This is a genomic window from Streptomyces sp. NPDC079141 (assembly GCF_040686775.1).
In the GTDB taxonomy this organism is placed as follows: Bacteria; Actinomycetota; Actinomycetes; order Streptomycetales; family Streptomycetaceae; genus Streptomyces.
This window is the reverse complement of the sequence record NZ_JBFBLP010000003.1, coordinates 272,949-287,384: the sequence shown is the minus strand read 5'-3', so window position 1 is coordinate 287,384 and position 14,436 is coordinate 272,949. Positions and strand designations below refer to the sequence as shown.

The following is a 14,436-nucleotide window of genomic DNA, read 5'->3' as shown; positions in this document are numbered from 1 at the left end:
CGCGTCAGTGACCTCCGATCGCCTGGGCGGCGGCGTCCAGCAGATCGGTCAGCGGGCCGAGGGCGATGCCCAGCACCGCGCAGGCCGTGAGGCCGAGGACGAGGGGCCACAGCGCGCCCGGGGGTTCGTCGGCGTGGCCGTCGGGTGCGGGTCCCAGCAGCATCCGGGCCGTGCGGGCAGCCAGGGCCGCGAACGCGACCAGCACCAGCACGAAGGCCGCTGCGGTGGCCCAGGCCGGCCCGGCCCCGGCCGCGAAGCCCGCGCGGGCGATGCCCAGTTCGGATGCGAACAGGCTGAACGGCGGAAAGCCCAGCAGCGCGGCCACAGCCAGCCCGAACAGGCCTGCCAGCCAGGGAGTTCGGGCCAGCAGACCGCGCACCCGGCCGATCCGTGACGTGCCGCACAGGTGCAGGACGCGTCCGGAGGCGCAGAACGCGACGGACTTGGCGAGGCCGTGTCCGGCGATGTGCAGGAGGGCGGCGGACAGGGCGAGGGGGCTGCCGATCGCCGCGGCAAGAGCGATCAGGCTCATGTGTTCCATGGACGAGTAGGCGAGCATGCGTTTGTAGTCGCGCTGGGCCAGCAGCAGTCCGGCGGCGAGGGCGAGGGTGAGCAGGGCGATGCCGGTCAGCAGGACCCGGGTGAAGTCCGCGCCGAGCGCCGCGTCGGCGATGACCCGGTAGCGCAGGATCGCCGTGAAGGCGACCGACAGCAGTACCCCCGACATGAGCGCGGAGACCGGCGCGGGTGCCTGGCTGTGGGCGTCCGGGAGCCAGGCGTGCAGGGGTACCAGGCCGGCCTTGGCGCCGAAGCCGAGGACGATGAGGGTGATGCCGAGCCGGGTGACGGCCGGGTCCAGGCGGTCCGCGCGGCCGACGAGGGTGGGCCAGTCGAGTGCCCATGCCTCGGCGATGCCTGCCTGCCGGGCCGCGTAGTAGATGAGGACGGTGCCGAGGAAGGCGAGGGCGATGCCGGCCGAGCAGATCACCACGTACTTCCAGGCCGCCTCCACCGACGTACGGGTGTGGCGGTGGCCGACGAGGAAGGCCGTGACGATGGTGGTGGCCTCGATGGCGACCCACAGCACACCGAGGTTGGCGGTCACCACGGCCAGGCACATGGCGGCCAGGAACGCCTGCACGAGGACGTGGTAGCGCCACAGCCCCCGGCCTGTCAGGTCGGCGGGTGCCGAGCCGCAGGCGATCAGCGCGACCGCGCCGACCACCAGCAGCATCCACGCGGTCAGCGCGTCGGCGCGCAGGAGTCCGGAGTACGCCGCGCGCGGCCCGTCGGCGACGACGGCCGCCGCGAGGAGGCTCCCGCACGCCAGGATCACGGCAGGTGGGACGAGGGCCGCCCAGGACACCGGATGCGGTCGTTCAGAGGGTGCCGGGGGCTCCTCCACCAGGACCGTGCCGACCGGCCGTCGGGAGGCGGGCACGGCGGCGACGGGCGCGGCGGCGACGGGCGCGGAGACACGCTGCCCGGCCAGCGCGTACGCCCCGGCGGCCAGCAGCGGGACGGCGGGCGGTGCGGTGAGGAGCAGGGCGGAAACCGAGGAGTTCATCAGTCGTGCAGCTCCCGCAGGTCGTCGATGTCGGTGGTGCCGAACGCCTCCCGCATCCGGGTGGTGAGGATCTGCAGCACCAGGACGGCCAGCAGTACGTCGAAGGAGACGCCGAGTTCGACGATCAGCGGCACTCCGGAGGTGGCCAAAAAGGCGGTGGCGGTGATGCCGTTGTCAAGGAGCAGGAAGCCGACCACCTGGGCCAGCGCCCGCCTGCGGGTCACCAGCACGAAGAACCCGATCAGCACCACGGCGAGGCCGACCGGCAACGCGCGGGTCGCCGAGGTGGGGTTCAGCTCGGTCAGCGGCCTGGCCACCGCGTAGGCCAGCAGGGTCAGCAGGGCCGCGGTCAGCAGCGAGGCGGCGACGTTGACCAGCGGCTGCGTCTCCCGTACCTCCTCGCTGTGTGCACGGTCCGCGGTGAGTGCGGCCAGGGCACGCCTCATCAGATACGGCAGGGCACCGGCCCTGAGCACGCCGATGCCCACTCCGATGGCGACCAGGTCCCAGCGTTCCTCGTGCGCACCGAGCAGGACCGCGATCGCGGCGAGGGCGACACCCTGCAGGGCGAACACGCGGACGATGGCGACGAGTTCGCGCCGCCACAGCACGACGACGGCCGCGAGCAGGAAGGCCCCGCAGGCGAGGTCGAGCAGCTGGGTGTACAGGCTCTCGCTCATGACGCTCCGCTCAGGAAGTACGAGGCGGTCACCGCGAGCAGCGCCAACAGGAAGGAACCGGCGAGGAGTTCGGGCACCTTGAACAGCCGTACCTTCGCCCAGAACACCTCGGCCGCCGCCAGCACCGCGCCCAGCAGCAGGATCTTCGCGGCGAACAGCACCAGGGCCACCGCGAGCGCCGCCCACGAGGCGCTGGTGGCGATGCCCCAGGGCACGAACAGCGAGGACAGCAGGCCGAGCAGCAGGGTGAGCCGCATCTGGGCGCCGAGTTCGACCAGCGCCAGGTCGGGGCCCGCGTACTCCAGCACCATCGCCTCGTGGATCATGGTGAGTTCGAGGTGGGTGGAGGGGTTGTCGACCGGGATCCGCCCGGTCTCCGCCAGCACCGCGACCGCGAGGGCGGCAGTGGCCAGCAGCCCGGCCGGGGAGGCGAGGCGAGCCGGTTCCTCGACGGCGCCGGTGACGATGGCCGGGATGTTGGTGGTCCCGGCCGGTATCGACAGGGCGAACACCGCGAGCAGGATGGTCGGTTCCACCAGCGCGGCGACCGTCATCTCCCGTGAGGCGCCCATCCCGCCGAACGCGGTGCCGGTGTCCAGCCCGGCCAGTGCCAGCGCCAGGGTGCCCAGCGCGATCAGCGCCACCACCAGGATCAGATCGGCGTGAGCGCCGACCGGGGTGTCGGTGGACAGCAGGGGCACGAGGGCGGCGGCGACCACGGTGGTGGCGACCATCAGCGCGGGGGCGGCCCGGAAGGCGGGCCCGGTGCCGACCGGGCTGATCGGTTCCTTGCGCAGCAACTTGCCGACGTCGCGCCAGGGTTGCAGCACCCCGGCCCCGGCCCGCCCCTCCAAGCGGGCCCGCACCTGCCGCATCCACCCGGTCAGCAGCGGCGCCCCGGCCACGACCACCACGATCTGGACCGCCACGGCCACATATCCGATCCCGTTGCTCACCAGCCCACCACCAGTGCCAACAGCAGCACGACCAGGCCGGCGAAGCCGTAGCCGAGATACAGATGCACACTCCCGCCCGCCAGCCGCCGCGCCGCCCGCCCCGCGCCCGCCAGCAAGCCGATCACGGGGTCGTACAGCCGGTGCTCGATCCGGTCGGGCACCCGGTGCTGGAAGCGCACCCGCTCCACCAGGTACGCCGACTCGCGCACCGGGGTGACGTCCACGTCCTGCTCGGGTGCGAGGACGTCGTCGAAGACCCGCTGCAACGGCTCCGCGAACGAGGTGGCCGTATAGGCCATGCGCGGACTCGGCGCCCCACCACCGCAGTCCCACAACCGGGCGTTCACGCGACGACGGCGACGGCCGTACAGCCGGGGCAGGCCGACTGCCAGCATGACGGCGGCGGTCAGGGCGGCCACCACCCACAGCGGCGACAGCGAGGCGGAGATGTCCGTGAGCCGTACCCTCAGCCCGCCGCCCGAGACCGCGCCGCTGCCGGGCAGCCCGGTCGCGCTCACGGCCCGGTCCAGGCCGTCGCCCAGCAGGCCGGGCACCAGAGCGAGCGCCACACACAAGGCGGCAAGCAGGCCCATCCCGGCGAGCATCAGCGGGGGCGATTCCTTGGCCTCGGCGGCCAGTGCGCTGCGCGGCCGGGCGAAGAAGCCGACCCCCAGCGCCTTGACGAACACGGCCGCCGCGATCCCGGCGGACAGCGCGATCAGCGCCACCGAGAGCGGCAGGACAACCGCCACCGCCACGCCCGGCGCCTGGAGCCCGTGGATGAGGGACTGCAGCAGCAGCCACTCGCTGATGAACCCGTTGCCCGGCGGCAGCGCCACCGCGCCGAGTGCGGCGACCGCGAACAGCCCGGCCGTGACCGGCATCCGGGCCCGCAGTCCGCCGAGCAGGTCCAGGTTGCGCTCCCCCGTGGCCCGCAGCACCGATCCGGCTGCGCAGAACAGCAGCGCCTTGAACGCGGCGTGGTTGACCACGTGCAGCAGTCCGGCAGCCAGCGCCAGCGCGGCCAGCGGCTGTTCACCGTAGGCGGCGAACAGCCCCGAAGCCCCGACGCCGATCAGGACCAGGCCCATGTTCTCGCTCGTCGAGTACGCCAGCAGACGCTTCAGATCGGAGGCCATCGCCGCCTGCAGGATCCCGTACACCGCACTCGCCCCGCCAACCGTCATCAGCCCCAGCCACCACCAGGCCGGTCCGCCGCCGAGCAGGTCGAAGGCGACACGCACGAGGCCGTAGACGCCGAGATTGACCATGGCGGCGCTCATCAACGCCGAGACGGGACTGGGCGCTTCGGGATGCGCGCGCGGCAGCCAGGCGTGCAGCGGCACCGCGCCCGCCTTCGACGTGAAGGCCGCGGCCACCAGCACGAACACCAGACCGCGCAGAGTCGGCGACACGTCCTGCGCCCCCGCCCGCAGCGCGGCGAAGGTCTCCCCGCCGGTCTGCGCGGCGAACACCGCGAACCCCACCAGCAGCAGCACGAGACCGAGGTGGGTCATCACGGCGTACCAGACCCCGGCCTGCCGTACGGTGGCGCGCTCGCGGTGTTCGGCGAGGACCAGCAGCAGCGAGGCGAGCGCCATCAGCTCCCACAGCACGAGGAACGTGGACACGGACGCCGCCACCGGCACCAGGACGAGGCTGACCGCGAACAGCGGCAGCACCGCCTGCGCCGTACGCGAGCCCAGCCCGTGCGGTCCATGCCCGGCGGCATAGCCGGTGCCGTACACCGCGACCGCGACCACGACCGCCCCCGCCACCGCCATGAACAGCCCCGCCAGCGCATCCACCGCCACCTGCGCCCCGGCCAGCGGAAGCACCTGCGGGTAGGCCGCCGCCCAGCGGCTTCCGCCCAACGCGGCCACACCGGCCGTAGCGCCCGCCGCCCCCGCGCCGGCCGTCAGCAGCCCGACGCTCCTCACGCGCAGCCGGTGGGGCAGCACGAGCCCGGCCAGCGAGCCCGCGCCGCCCACTGCGGTGGCCGTCGCGAGCGCGGCCGGGATCACGCTCATCTGCCGGTCACCCGCCGCAGTGCGGCCACGATCTCCGTCGGCTCCGGTGGGCACCCGGGCACGGCCAGATCCACGTCCACGACATCGGAGACGGCGCCCTCGACGCCGTAACCCCCGGCGAACTCCCCGCAGTTGATCGCGCAGTCCCCCACCGCCACCACCAGTCGCGGCTCGCCCATGGCGGCCACTGTGCGGCGCAGCGGCTCGGCCATGTTCCGCGTCACCGGGCCCGTCACCAGGGCGACGTCCGCGTGCCGGGGGGAGGCCACCAGACGGGCGCCGTAGCGTTCGGCGTCGTACACCGGGTTGAAGGCCGCCGCGATCTCGATCTCGCAGCCGTTGCAGGATCCGGCGTCCACACACCGCACCTGCACCGAACCGCCCAGCTCCCGCGCCTTCGCCGGGACCTCACCCGCCGGGTGCGGTGGAGCCGGCTCGGCCACCCTCCCGGTGGTGCGGATCTTGCGCAACAGGCCCATGAAGCCTCCCTGTGACGGTGAGGACTGTGCTCGCGGGTGCCTAACCGGCCATCCCGTGAGCGGAGTTACGGCGCTTTGATGTTGCTTTGCCCTGCTTTACCCATTGATGAAGGCGGCCGCCTCCCAGCACCTCGGAGCGCTGTCGGACTCCCCGGGAGACGGCCGCCGATCGAGGGCCGTCACTACGACGGCGGTTTCGCCTCCCCCTGCGCGGCCTGGAGGTCGGCGAGCAGTTCGGCCTGCCCGGCCAGCACTCCGGACAGGATGGTCCGTGCCACCCCGAGCAGCTCGGCGACGTGCGGGCTGGTCAGCGAGTAGTAGACGGTCGAGCCCTCCTTGCGGGTCACGACCAGATTGGCCCTGCGCAGCACGGCCAGCTGCTGGGACAGATGCGCGGGCTCGATGCCGACCTCGGGCAGCATCTCGGCGACCGCGTGCTCGCGCTCGCTCAGCAGCTCCAGGACGCGGATGCGTGCCGGGTGGCCGAGGGTCTTGAAGAACTCGGCCTTCAGTTGGTACAGCGGCGTACTCATCGTGCCGTCGCCTCCCCGACGCAACAGCACAGCCCCACCGGCCGGGCCTCGACGCATCGCATCCACCTACTCGTCGCACACATGCGGCCCATCCTCGCCCGCGGTGTGCACGGCACCGAACCACGGGTGAGGAACCGGACCGTCCGAATCCAGCGATGATGACCTCAGGAATTGCTAACATTAGCAATTCCTGAGGTCTTGTGAGGAGGATTGCGTGAGGATCACCCCGCTGCGCGGCACGGGCGTCGCCTGGCTCAAGTGCCCGGCCTGCCGTCTCAAGTGCCGCCCCACCGCCGTCGAAGCGGACGGCCACTGCCCGCGCTGCGGCCATGCCAACCTGCTGAAGCTGTCCTTCGGCGGCCGTACCGTCCGGCTCGCTCCGGAGACCGGCCAGGGCTGACCTGCCCGGAGGAGGCGGGTGTCATCGGTCCGTCTGCTCCGCGGCCGGCCACCCGGTGGTGCGCCACTCGTGGCGGCCCGCTCCCTGTTCCGCGCCGTGCGCGCCGTGCGCGGAGAGCGCCGAGGCCAGGTCGGCGTGGACCGGGATCAACGGGATGTCCGCGGTCGGGACCAGGGAGCCGTCGGCGGGGATGGCGGCCAGCTCCAGGCCACGGCCCGCCTCCGCCAGGCGGCGAGCGGCCTCGGCGATCGCCGCCTGTCCCTCGGCCGACCAGCTGCGCAGTTCGGTCAGGTCGACGACGACCGGCCCGGTGCCACGGGCCAGGGCCCAGCCGACCGCGCCGGTGAAGCGGCGGACGGCGTCCGGTCCGAGGTACCCGGCGACGGAGAGGACGCCGAGGTTCTCCTCGACGGTGTAGCGCCAGTCGATGGTCATGAGGGTGAACCTCCTTGTGCGGGTGGCCGGTCGATGTGCCGTCGGGTCAGAGGGGGAGGGTGATCCAGATGCTCTTGCCGCCGCCGTCGGCGTCCGCACGGACGACCGCCGTGCCGCGCCGGGCGAGGACGAGTTCCATGACGGTGCCGATCCCGCCCGCACCGCTCCCGGTGACCGCGGCGTACAGCGGGGGCTGGTAGGGGTGGCGGTCGTGAACGGCGAAGGCCAGACAGTCCGGGCCCGCCGCGTAGATCACCGTGACCTGCGGGGAGAGGACGGCGGCGTGCCGCACGCTGTTGGTGACGAGCTCGCTCAGGATCAGCAGGGCCGGGTCGACGGCCGGGTGACGCAGGCCGATCCCCCATTCGACCAGGGCCTGTTCGGCGGTCTCGCGGGCGAGGCGGACGGCGGACGGTTGGCTGGGCAGCGTGAGCACATGCCGGTGGGGCAGGGCTTCGAGCCGCACGGGCATCACGCTTCTGCGCGCGCGAGGCGGAAACCCACGACAGCCTTGGGGTGGATCCGCAGCAGGGTGTCGTGCGGGCCATGGCTCCAGCCGGTCAGCGTGCGCCGGTAGTGCGCGGCCTCGTCGGCATCGGTGATCACTTCGGCCGGGCCCGAGACCGTGACCGTCCAGCCGGTGCCGGCCACCGCGCGGATCTCGTCCACGTGGTACGTCCCCGTCGCGGGCACCGCCGAGGCCGGTGCCGGAGTCCGCACGACCAGCCGGCCGTACTCCCACACATGACGAGCGGGCCGCACCACGGTCAGGTCCCGCTGCTCATACACCAGGCGCCCCAGGCTGCTGCCTTCCAGCAGCCACAGGGCCTCGGCTCCGGAGACCTCGACCATGCGAAGGCCGGCGGGGGGATTGCTCATCGGGCTGCTTCCTCGCTCGCGGTTGTGTTCCTCTGCGGGGGAACGGCGGACAGCACACCGGCCATCTCCAGGTGGCCGCGGGCGGCGCGGATCGCCTCGGGGGTGGTGGCGTACTCCCGGCCCTCGTGGCGCAGCAGCTCCAGCGCGCCGACGGAATCGAGGACCTGGCGCTGACCGGGGCGTATGCCGGAGCTCATGACCACGATGCCGCGCCGCTTCAGCTTCTCCACGGCGTCCTTGAGGACGAGGGCGCCGGTGGCGTCCATGGTCGAGACGCGGGACATGCGCAGGATGACCACGCGTACGTCGGCGACCTCGGTCAGCTCCAGCAGGAAGCGGTGGGCGGCGGCGAAGAACAGCGGCCCGTCGATGCGGTACGCCACGATGTGCTCGGCCAGCAGGGCGTGTTCCTCGGCGCTGTGGTCGCCGCGGTCGAGCGGCACCTGGTCGAGCCGGGCCTGCTTGGCGACGGCGCGCAGGGCGAGGGCGGCGGCGACGGCCAGGCCGATGATGACGGCGTACACGAGGTCCAGGGCCAGGGTCGCGACGGCGGTCAGGATCAGGATCAGGGCGTCGGAGCGGGTGGCCTTGGCCATGGACCGCAGCGAGCCGACCTCGACCATGCGGATCGCGGTGGCGAGCAGGACGCCCGCCAGGGCGGCGAGCGGGATCTTGGAGACCAGCGGGGCCGCCGCGAAGACGATCACGGCGAGGATCGCGGCGTGGGTGAGGGCGGCGAGCCGGGAGCTCGCGCCGGTGCGGACGTTGACCGCGGTGCGGGCGATCGCGCCGGTGGCGGGGACGCCGCCGAAGAGCGGGGCGGCGATGTTGGCGAGGCCCTGCCCGAACAGTTCGCGGTCGGGGTCGTGCTGCTGGCCGACGGTCATGCCGTCGGCGACCGACGCCGAGAGGAGGGACTCCAGGGCGGCCAGCGCCGCGACCGCCACCGCGGGGGCTAGCAGGGTGCCGAGCGAGCCGAGATCGAGGAAGGACAGCGAGGGTGCGGGCAGGCCGGAGGGCAGGTCGCCGATCGGCTGCGCCGCGTCCAGTCCCGCGGCCTGCGCGACGAGCGTCGCGGCGATCACCGCCACGATCGAGAACGGCACGGTCGGCCGCCACCGCGCACCGGCCAGCATGACCGCGGCCACCGCGACCGCGAGACCGACCGCGGTCCAGTTCGGGGCCTCGGCGAACTCCTCGATCGCCCGCCAGGTCACCGGCAGGACGCGATCGCCCTCGGGTTTGGGCACGCCGAGCGCGTTCGGGATCTGCTGGAGCCCGATCACGCAGGCGATACCGAGCGTGAATCCCTCCACGACCGGGGCGGGCACGTACTGCATGTACTTCCCCGCCCGCAGCGCCGCGAGGGCGACGAGCATCACGCCGGCCATCAGACCGACCGTGAGGACGCCGCCCGGCCCGTACTCACCCACGATCGGGACGAGGACCACGGTCATCGCCCCGGTCGGCCCCGACACCTGCAGATTCGATCCCCCGAAGAGCGCGGCCAGCGCACCCGCGACCACCGCGGTCGCCAGTCCCGCCTCCGCGCCGAGGCCGGAGGAGACCCCGAAGCCGAGGGCGAGCGGGAGCGCCACGATGGCCACGGTCAGTCCGGCGAGCAGGTCCCGGCGGGGGTCTCGGCGCATCTCCGCCAGGTCGGCGCGGCCGGGCAGCAGCGCGGCGATCCGTGTGAGAGCCGTCCTCATCGCGCGGCGACCTCGGCTTCCCGCAGCTCGGCGAGCAGTTCGTTCTGCCCCGCCGGCATCTCGAACAGGATCCGGCGCGCCTTGGCCTGGTACAGCGGAACGGACACGACCCCTCGGTTTCCCCTACCGCCCCCGCCTCGGGGCGCACGCGAAAGGCTGTGCCCGCGGCTACCTGCAGGCACAGCCAAGACAGCATCTAACCAATTGCGAACTTTTGCAATTCAGCATCAAGCTGCGCGCTCGGTGCCGCCCTCGCTCCCGCCCAGATCCCGGAGGGGCTGCCCTTGACCGTGAGCTCAGCCCAGGAAGCTCAGCCGAACCTGACGGTTGGCATTGTCCTTATTCGTGTCGACCAGACAGACCGACTGCCACGTCCCCAGCTCCAGCCTCCCGCCCACCACCGGCAACGTCGCATGCGGCGGCACGATCGCCGGGAGGACGTGGTCGCGGCCGTGGCCGGGGCTGCCGTGGCGGTGTTGCCAGCGGTCGTCGGCGGGGAGAAGGGTGTGCAGGGCGGCGAGGAGGTCGTCGTCGCTGCCGGCGCCCGTTTCGATGACGGCGATTCCGGCGGTGGCGTGGGGGACGAAGACGTTCAGCAGGCCGTCGCGGTCGGCCGCCACCTCCCGGAGGAAGGCCTCGCAGTCGTGGGTGAGGTCGACGATCTTCTCCGTGCTGCCGGAGGCGATGTGCAGAACTCGGGTGGTGAAGGTGTCTGACATGTCGTCCATCCTCGCCCATCCGGTCGTCGCGGAGGGCGAGCCGGCGCGTGGAGTGTGACGCGCCCATGAACTTCGGCAGAGGGCCGTTGACCAGGGCCGGGGCGGCTCGTTACGTTCGGCGGCATGTTGCGTTCAGCCCTGCTCACCACGCGCGGTCACATCGACCTGCTGCGGGTGGCCTCCGCCGCCTGTCGTCGCGGCTGCTGACGCCCTCCCCACTTCTCTCCCGTGCGCGCTGAGGCGCGTTCCCCCTTCCCGTCGACCCTTCCTGTCGGCCGCTCGCCGCCCCGTGGAGCACCCATGAGCATCAGTCATGCCCCTCCCAGCTCTTCAGAGCCGGAAATATCGACTCAATACGGCTCCGAAAGGCCTGCCGAGCTCGTTTCCCTCCTGCCCGCTTCCTCTCGCCGCGCTCCTCTCCCCCGCTGGTTGCGCCGCACCACCGGACCGCTTCTGCTGCTCGCGCTGTGGCAAGTCCTCAGCGGTACCGGCCTGTTGGCCTCCGACGTTCTCGCCTCGCCGGGGCGTATCGCCGAGGTCGCGGGCGATCTGGTTGCCGACGGGTCGCTGACCTCCGCGATGGGGACCTCGCTTCAGCGGGTCGCTGCCGGGCTGTTGTTCGGCACCCTTGTCGGTACCGGACTCGCCCTGGTCTCGGGGCTGTTCCGGGTCGGTGAGGATCTCGTGGACGCGCCGGTGCAGATGCTGCGGACCGTGCCGTTCGTGGGGCTCATCCCGCTGTTCATCATCTGGTTCGGCATCGGCGAGGCGCCGAAGATCGCCATCATCACCCTCGGGGTGACCTTCCCGCTCTATCTCAACGTCTATGCCGGGATACGCGGTGTGGACGCCCAGTTGATCGAGGCCGGGGAGTCCCTGGGGCTGTCGCGGTGGGGGCTTGTGCGGCATGTCGTTCTGCCGGGTGCGCTGCCCGGTGCCCTGACGGGTCTGCGCTACTCCCTCGGCATCGCCTGGCTCGCCCTCGTCTTCGCCGAGCAGGTGAACGCGGATTCCGGCATCGGCTTCCTCATGGTGCAGGCGCGGGACTTCCTGCGCACCGACGTGATCGTCGTCTGCCTGGTCGTCTACGCCTTCCTCGGCCTGCTCGCCGATCTCGCTGTCCGTACTCTCGAAAGGCTGCTGCTGCAATGGCGACCGACGTTCACCGGCCGGTGACCGGCAAGGCCGCGCAGGCCGTGCATGTCGAGGGGCTGACCCGGTCCTTCGACGGGCGTGACGTGATCGACCGGCTTCAACTCGACATCCAGCCCGGTGAGTTCGTTGCCCTGCTGGGGCGCAGCGGGTGCGGGAAGTCCACCCTGCTGCGCGTCCTCGCCGGGCTCGACCGCGACATCGAGGGCACCGTGCTGGTGCCGCGCCGCCGGGCCGTCGCGTTTCAGGCGCCGCGGCTCATGCCGTGGAAGAAGGTGTGGCGCAATGTCGTGCTCGGGCTGCCCGGCAAGCCCGAACGCGCCCTCGCCGAGAAGGCGCTCGACGAGGTCGGGCTCGGTCACCGGTCGGCCGCCTGGCCCAGGACCCTCTCCGGCGGTGAGGCCCAACGCGCCTCCCTTGCACGGGCGTTGGTGCGTGAGCCCGATCTGCTGCTGCTCGACGAGCCGTTCGGGGCGCTGGACGCGCTCACCCGTATCAAGGCCCAGCGTCTCGTGGGCGAGTTGTGGCAGCGGCGCGGCTGCGCGGTCCTGCTCGTCACGCACGACGTCGAGGAGGCCGTACTCCTGGCCGACCGTGTGCTCGTGATGGACGGCGGTGTCATCGCACACGAGCAGCCGATCGATCTCGACCGTCCCCGCGACATCACCGACCCCCGGTTCGCCGAGCTGCGCGCCGGGCTGCTGGAACGGCTCGGCGTCGACACCGCCGCCGAAGCCGCCTGAACCATCCCCGAGAACGGAACCCTCATGCGACGACGCCTCGCCCCCGCCGCTCTGCTCCTCCCCTTCGCCCTGCTCCTCACCGCGTGCGGCGGGAGTTCGGCCGCCCGGACCACTTCGGACACCGACGGCCAGGGCTCTGTCACCCTCAACGTCGGGGACCAGAAGGGGGGTTCGGAGGCCATCCTGCGTGCCGCGGGAGAGCTGAAGAACCTCGACTACAAGATCAAGTGGTCCACCTTCACCTCCGGCCCGCCGCTCCTGGAGGCGGTCAACGCCAAGGCCGTCGACATCGGCGGCGTGGGCAACACCCCGCCGGTATTCGCGGCGGGCGCCGACTCCAAGATCACGGTGGTGGCCGCCTGGCACGGCACGACCAAGGGCGACGCCATCCTCGTACCGAGCGATTCGTCGCTGAAGGAACCGGCGCAGCTCAAGGGCAAGTCCGTTGCCGTGGCGCAGGGTTCGTCGGCTCATTACCAGTTGGTCGCCTCGCTCAAGAAGGCCGGGCTCTCGCTGGGTGACGTCGAGGTCAAGTATCTTCAGCCGGCCGATGCGCTCGCCGCGTTCACCTCCGGCAAGGTCGACGCGTGGGCGGTGTGGGATCCGTACACCTCGCAGGTGCTCCAGGCGAAGCAGGGGCGGGTGCTGACGACCGGCGAGGGGGTGACCAATGGGCTGACCTTCCAGGTGGCGGCGCCCTCCGCGCTCAAGGACGAGAAGAAGGCCGCGGCGATCGAGGACTATCTGGAGCGGTTGCGGCGCGCCTACGACTGGGTGCACGGGCATCAGGAGGAGTGGGCGAAGGTGTGGGCCGAGGAGACCGGGCTGCCGTACGAGGTGGCGCTGGCGGCGGTGGGGCGTTCCTACGCCTCCCGGGTCCCGGTCGCGGTCGACAGGCCGCTGATCGCCTCCGAGCAGGAGATCGCGGACACGTTCACCGAGCTGGAGCTCATCCCGCGCAAGGTCGACTTCGCCAGGTTCGTCGACCCCTCCTTCAACGGGGGTCTGCCGGCGTCCACGACCGCGCCCCGCAGCTCCTAGGGCGGGAAGATCCACGAACCCGGCGCGGTTAGTAGAAAGGTGAACAACATCGAGGTAGTCGTCATAGGCGCCGGGCAGGCCGGGCTGGCCGCCGCCTATCACCTGCGTCGCACCGGGTTCGAGCCGGAGCGCGACTTCGTCGTGCTCGACCACTCCCCCGGGCCGGGCGGTGCCTGGCAGTTCCGGTGGCCCTCGCTGACGTACGGCAAGGTGCACGGGATGCATGCGCTGCCCGGGATGGAGCTGACCGGCGCCGATCCGGCGCGGCCGTCCTCCGAGGTGATCGCCGAGTACTTCGACACCTACGAACGCACCTTCGACCTGCGGGTGCGGCGGCCGGTGGAGGTGAAGGCCGTGCGGGAGGGTGCGGGCGGGCGGCTGCTCGTGGAGACCTCGGCCGGGGTCTGGGCGACGCGGGCACTGATCAACGCGACCGGCACCTGGGACCGGCCCTTCTGGCCACGCTATCCGGGGCAGGAGACCTTCCGCGGACGGCAGCTGCACACCGCGCAGTACCCCGGGCCCGAGGAGTTCGCCGGACAGCGGGTCGTGGTGGTGGGCGGCGGCGCCTCCGGGACGCAGCATCTGCTGGAGATCGCCCCGTTCGCGGCCGCCACCACCTGGGTCACCCGGCGGCCTCCGGTGTTCCGCGAGGGCCCGTTCGACGAGGACGCGGGCCGGGCGGCGGTCGCGCTCGTCGAGGAGCGGGTGAAGCAGGGGCTGCCGCCGAAGAGCGTGGTGTCGGTGACCGGTCTGCCCCTCAACGACGCGATACGGCAGGGGATCGCGGACGGCGTCCTGGACCGGCGGCCCATGTTCGACCGGATCACTCCGGACGGCGTGGCGTGGGACGACGGCCGCCGGGTGGACGCCGACGTCATCCTGTGGGCGACCGGGTTCCGGGCGGCCATCGACCATCTCGCGCCGCTGCGGCTGCGCGAGCCGGGCGGCGGGATCCGGATCGAGGGGACGCGGGCTGTCGCCGATCCGCGGATCCATCTCGTCGGCTACGGGCCGTCGGCGAGCACCATCGGCGCCAACCGCGCCGGTCGCGCGGCCGTTCGGGACATCAGGCGGCTACTGGCCGAGGAGCAGCCGGTGGCCGCGTGACGT

Annotated in this window: 17 protein-coding genes and 1 pseudogene; 6 read left to right on the top strand and 12 right to left on the bottom strand. The window is 72.2% G+C overall.

What is annotated here, in order from left to right:
* Nucleotides 1–4 precede the first annotated feature (4 nt).
* The 6 genes from AB0Q90_RS11050 to AB0Q90_RS11025 form a co-directional block, all read right to left on the bottom strand.
* Nucleotides 5–1,567 (bottom strand): proton-conducting transporter membrane subunit, encoded by a 1,563-nt coding sequence (locus AB0Q90_RS11050; protein WP_363160381.1) that lies wholly within the window; start codon nt 1,565–1,567, stop codon nt 5–7.
* Nucleotides 1,567–2,247 (bottom strand): hypothetical protein, encoded by a 681-nt coding sequence (locus AB0Q90_RS11045; protein WP_363160380.1) that lies wholly within the window; start codon nt 2,245–2,247, stop codon nt 1,567–1,569. Before AB0Q90_RS11045 ends, AB0Q90_RS11050 begins: the two co-directional genes overlap by 1 nt.
* Nucleotides 2,244–3,203, bottom strand: coding sequence for an NADH-quinone oxidoreductase subunit H (locus tag AB0Q90_RS11040; protein ID WP_363160379.1), 960 nt, complete (start codon nt 3,201–3,203; stop codon nt 2,244–2,246). The genes AB0Q90_RS11045 and AB0Q90_RS11040 overlap by 4 nt, the downstream gene beginning before the upstream one ends.
* Nucleotides 3,200–5,233, bottom strand: coding sequence for a proton-conducting transporter membrane subunit (locus AB0Q90_RS11035; RefSeq protein WP_363160378.1), 2,034 nt, complete (start codon nt 5,231–5,233; stop codon nt 3,200–3,202). Before AB0Q90_RS11035 ends, AB0Q90_RS11040 begins: the two co-directional genes overlap by 4 nt.
* A complete protein-coding gene (locus AB0Q90_RS11030) occupies nt 5,230–5,712 on the bottom strand; it encodes an oxidoreductase (protein WP_363160377.1) in 483 nt (160 codons plus the stop codon). Before AB0Q90_RS11030 ends, AB0Q90_RS11035 begins: the two co-directional genes overlap by 4 nt.
* Before the next feature lie 182 nt (nt 5,713–5,894).
* Nucleotides 5,895–6,245 (bottom strand): metalloregulator ArsR/SmtB family transcription factor, encoded by a 351-nt coding sequence (locus AB0Q90_RS11025; RefSeq protein ID WP_363160376.1) that lies wholly within the window; start codon nt 6,243–6,245, stop codon nt 5,895–5,897.
* 214 nt (nt 6,246–6,459) lie between these two features.
* Between AB0Q90_RS11025 and AB0Q90_RS11020 the strand changes: the two genes are divergently transcribed.
* The gene (locus tag AB0Q90_RS11020; RefSeq protein WP_363160375.1) at nt 6,460–6,645 is read left to right on the top strand and encodes a hypothetical protein; all 186 of its coding nucleotides are present in this window, start codon (nt 6,460–6,462) and stop codon (nt 6,643–6,645) included.
* Between the two features lie 21 nt (nt 6,646–6,666).
* On the opposite strand, the gene AB0Q90_RS11015 is transcribed toward AB0Q90_RS11020, so the two are convergent.
* The 6 genes and pseudogenes from AB0Q90_RS11015 to AB0Q90_RS10990 all read right to left on the bottom strand — a co-directional run bounded on the left by AB0Q90_RS11015 (nt 6,667) and on the right by AB0Q90_RS10990 (nt 10,387).
* Nucleotides 6,667–7,080 carry an STAS domain-containing protein gene (locus AB0Q90_RS11015; RefSeq protein WP_363160374.1) on the bottom strand — a complete coding sequence of 138 codons (414 nt, stop codon included), beginning with the start codon at nt 7,078–7,080 and terminating at the stop codon, nt 6,667–6,669.
* A 46-nt stretch (nt 7,081–7,126) separates the two neighbouring features.
* On the bottom strand, nt 7,127–7,552 hold the full coding sequence (locus AB0Q90_RS11010) for an ATP-binding protein (protein WP_363160373.1): 426 nt from the start codon (nt 7,550–7,552) through the stop codon (nt 7,127–7,129).
* The gene (locus AB0Q90_RS11005; protein WP_363160372.1) at nt 7,552–7,959 is read right to left on the bottom strand and encodes a pyridoxamine 5'-phosphate oxidase family protein; all 408 of its coding nucleotides are present in this window, start codon (nt 7,957–7,959) and stop codon (nt 7,552–7,554) included. Before AB0Q90_RS11005 ends, AB0Q90_RS11010 begins: the two co-directional genes overlap by 1 nt.
* Complete coding sequence (locus AB0Q90_RS11000; protein ID WP_365732950.1) at nt 7,956–9,668, bottom strand: SulP family inorganic anion transporter; 1,713 nt, start codon at nt 9,666–9,668, stop codon at nt 7,956–7,958. The genes AB0Q90_RS11005 and AB0Q90_RS11000 overlap by 4 nt, the downstream gene beginning before the upstream one ends.
* Nucleotides 9,665–9,748, bottom strand: a pseudogene (locus tag AB0Q90_RS10995) (transcriptional regulator); the annotation flags it as partial. The pseudogene AB0Q90_RS10995 and the gene AB0Q90_RS11000, both read right to left, overlap by 4 nt.
* A 216-nt stretch (nt 9,749–9,964) precedes the next feature.
* Nucleotides 9,965–10,387: a secondary thiamine-phosphate synthase enzyme YjbQ gene (locus tag AB0Q90_RS10990; protein ID WP_363165450.1), complete on the bottom strand. Its 423-nt coding sequence runs from the start codon at nt 10,385–10,387 to the stop codon at nt 9,965–9,967.
* 123 nt (nt 10,388–10,510) lie between these two features.
* Here AB0Q90_RS10990 and AB0Q90_RS10985 point away from each other — a divergent pair, with 123 nt between their 5' ends.
* From AB0Q90_RS10985 to AB0Q90_RS10965, 5 genes are all read left to right on the top strand, one after another.
* Complete coding sequence (locus tag AB0Q90_RS10985; protein ID WP_349817350.1) at nt 10,511–10,594, top strand: putative leader peptide; 84 nt, start codon at nt 10,511–10,513, stop codon at nt 10,592–10,594.
* A gap of 93 nt (nt 10,595–10,687) precedes the next feature.
* Nucleotides 10,688–11,563, top strand: coding sequence for an ABC transporter permease (locus AB0Q90_RS10980; RefSeq protein WP_363165451.1), 876 nt, complete (start codon nt 10,688–10,690; stop codon nt 11,561–11,563).
* Nucleotides 11,536–12,282, top strand: coding sequence for an ABC transporter ATP-binding protein (locus AB0Q90_RS10975; RefSeq protein ID WP_363165452.1), 747 nt, complete (start codon nt 11,536–11,538; stop codon nt 12,280–12,282). The genes AB0Q90_RS10980 and AB0Q90_RS10975 overlap by 28 nt, the downstream gene beginning before the upstream one ends.
* 24 nt (nt 12,283–12,306) lie before the next feature.
* Nucleotides 12,307–13,323, top strand: a complete 1,017-nt coding sequence (locus AB0Q90_RS10970; RefSeq protein WP_363165453.1) for an ABC transporter substrate-binding protein — start codon at nt 12,307–12,309, stop codon at nt 13,321–13,323.
* 39 nt (nt 13,324–13,362) lie between these two features.
* Nucleotides 13,363–14,433 (top strand): NAD(P)-binding domain-containing protein, encoded by a 1,071-nt coding sequence (locus AB0Q90_RS10965; protein WP_363165454.1) that lies wholly within the window; start codon nt 13,363–13,365, stop codon nt 14,431–14,433.
* Nucleotides 14,434–14,436: the final 3 nt, after the last annotated feature.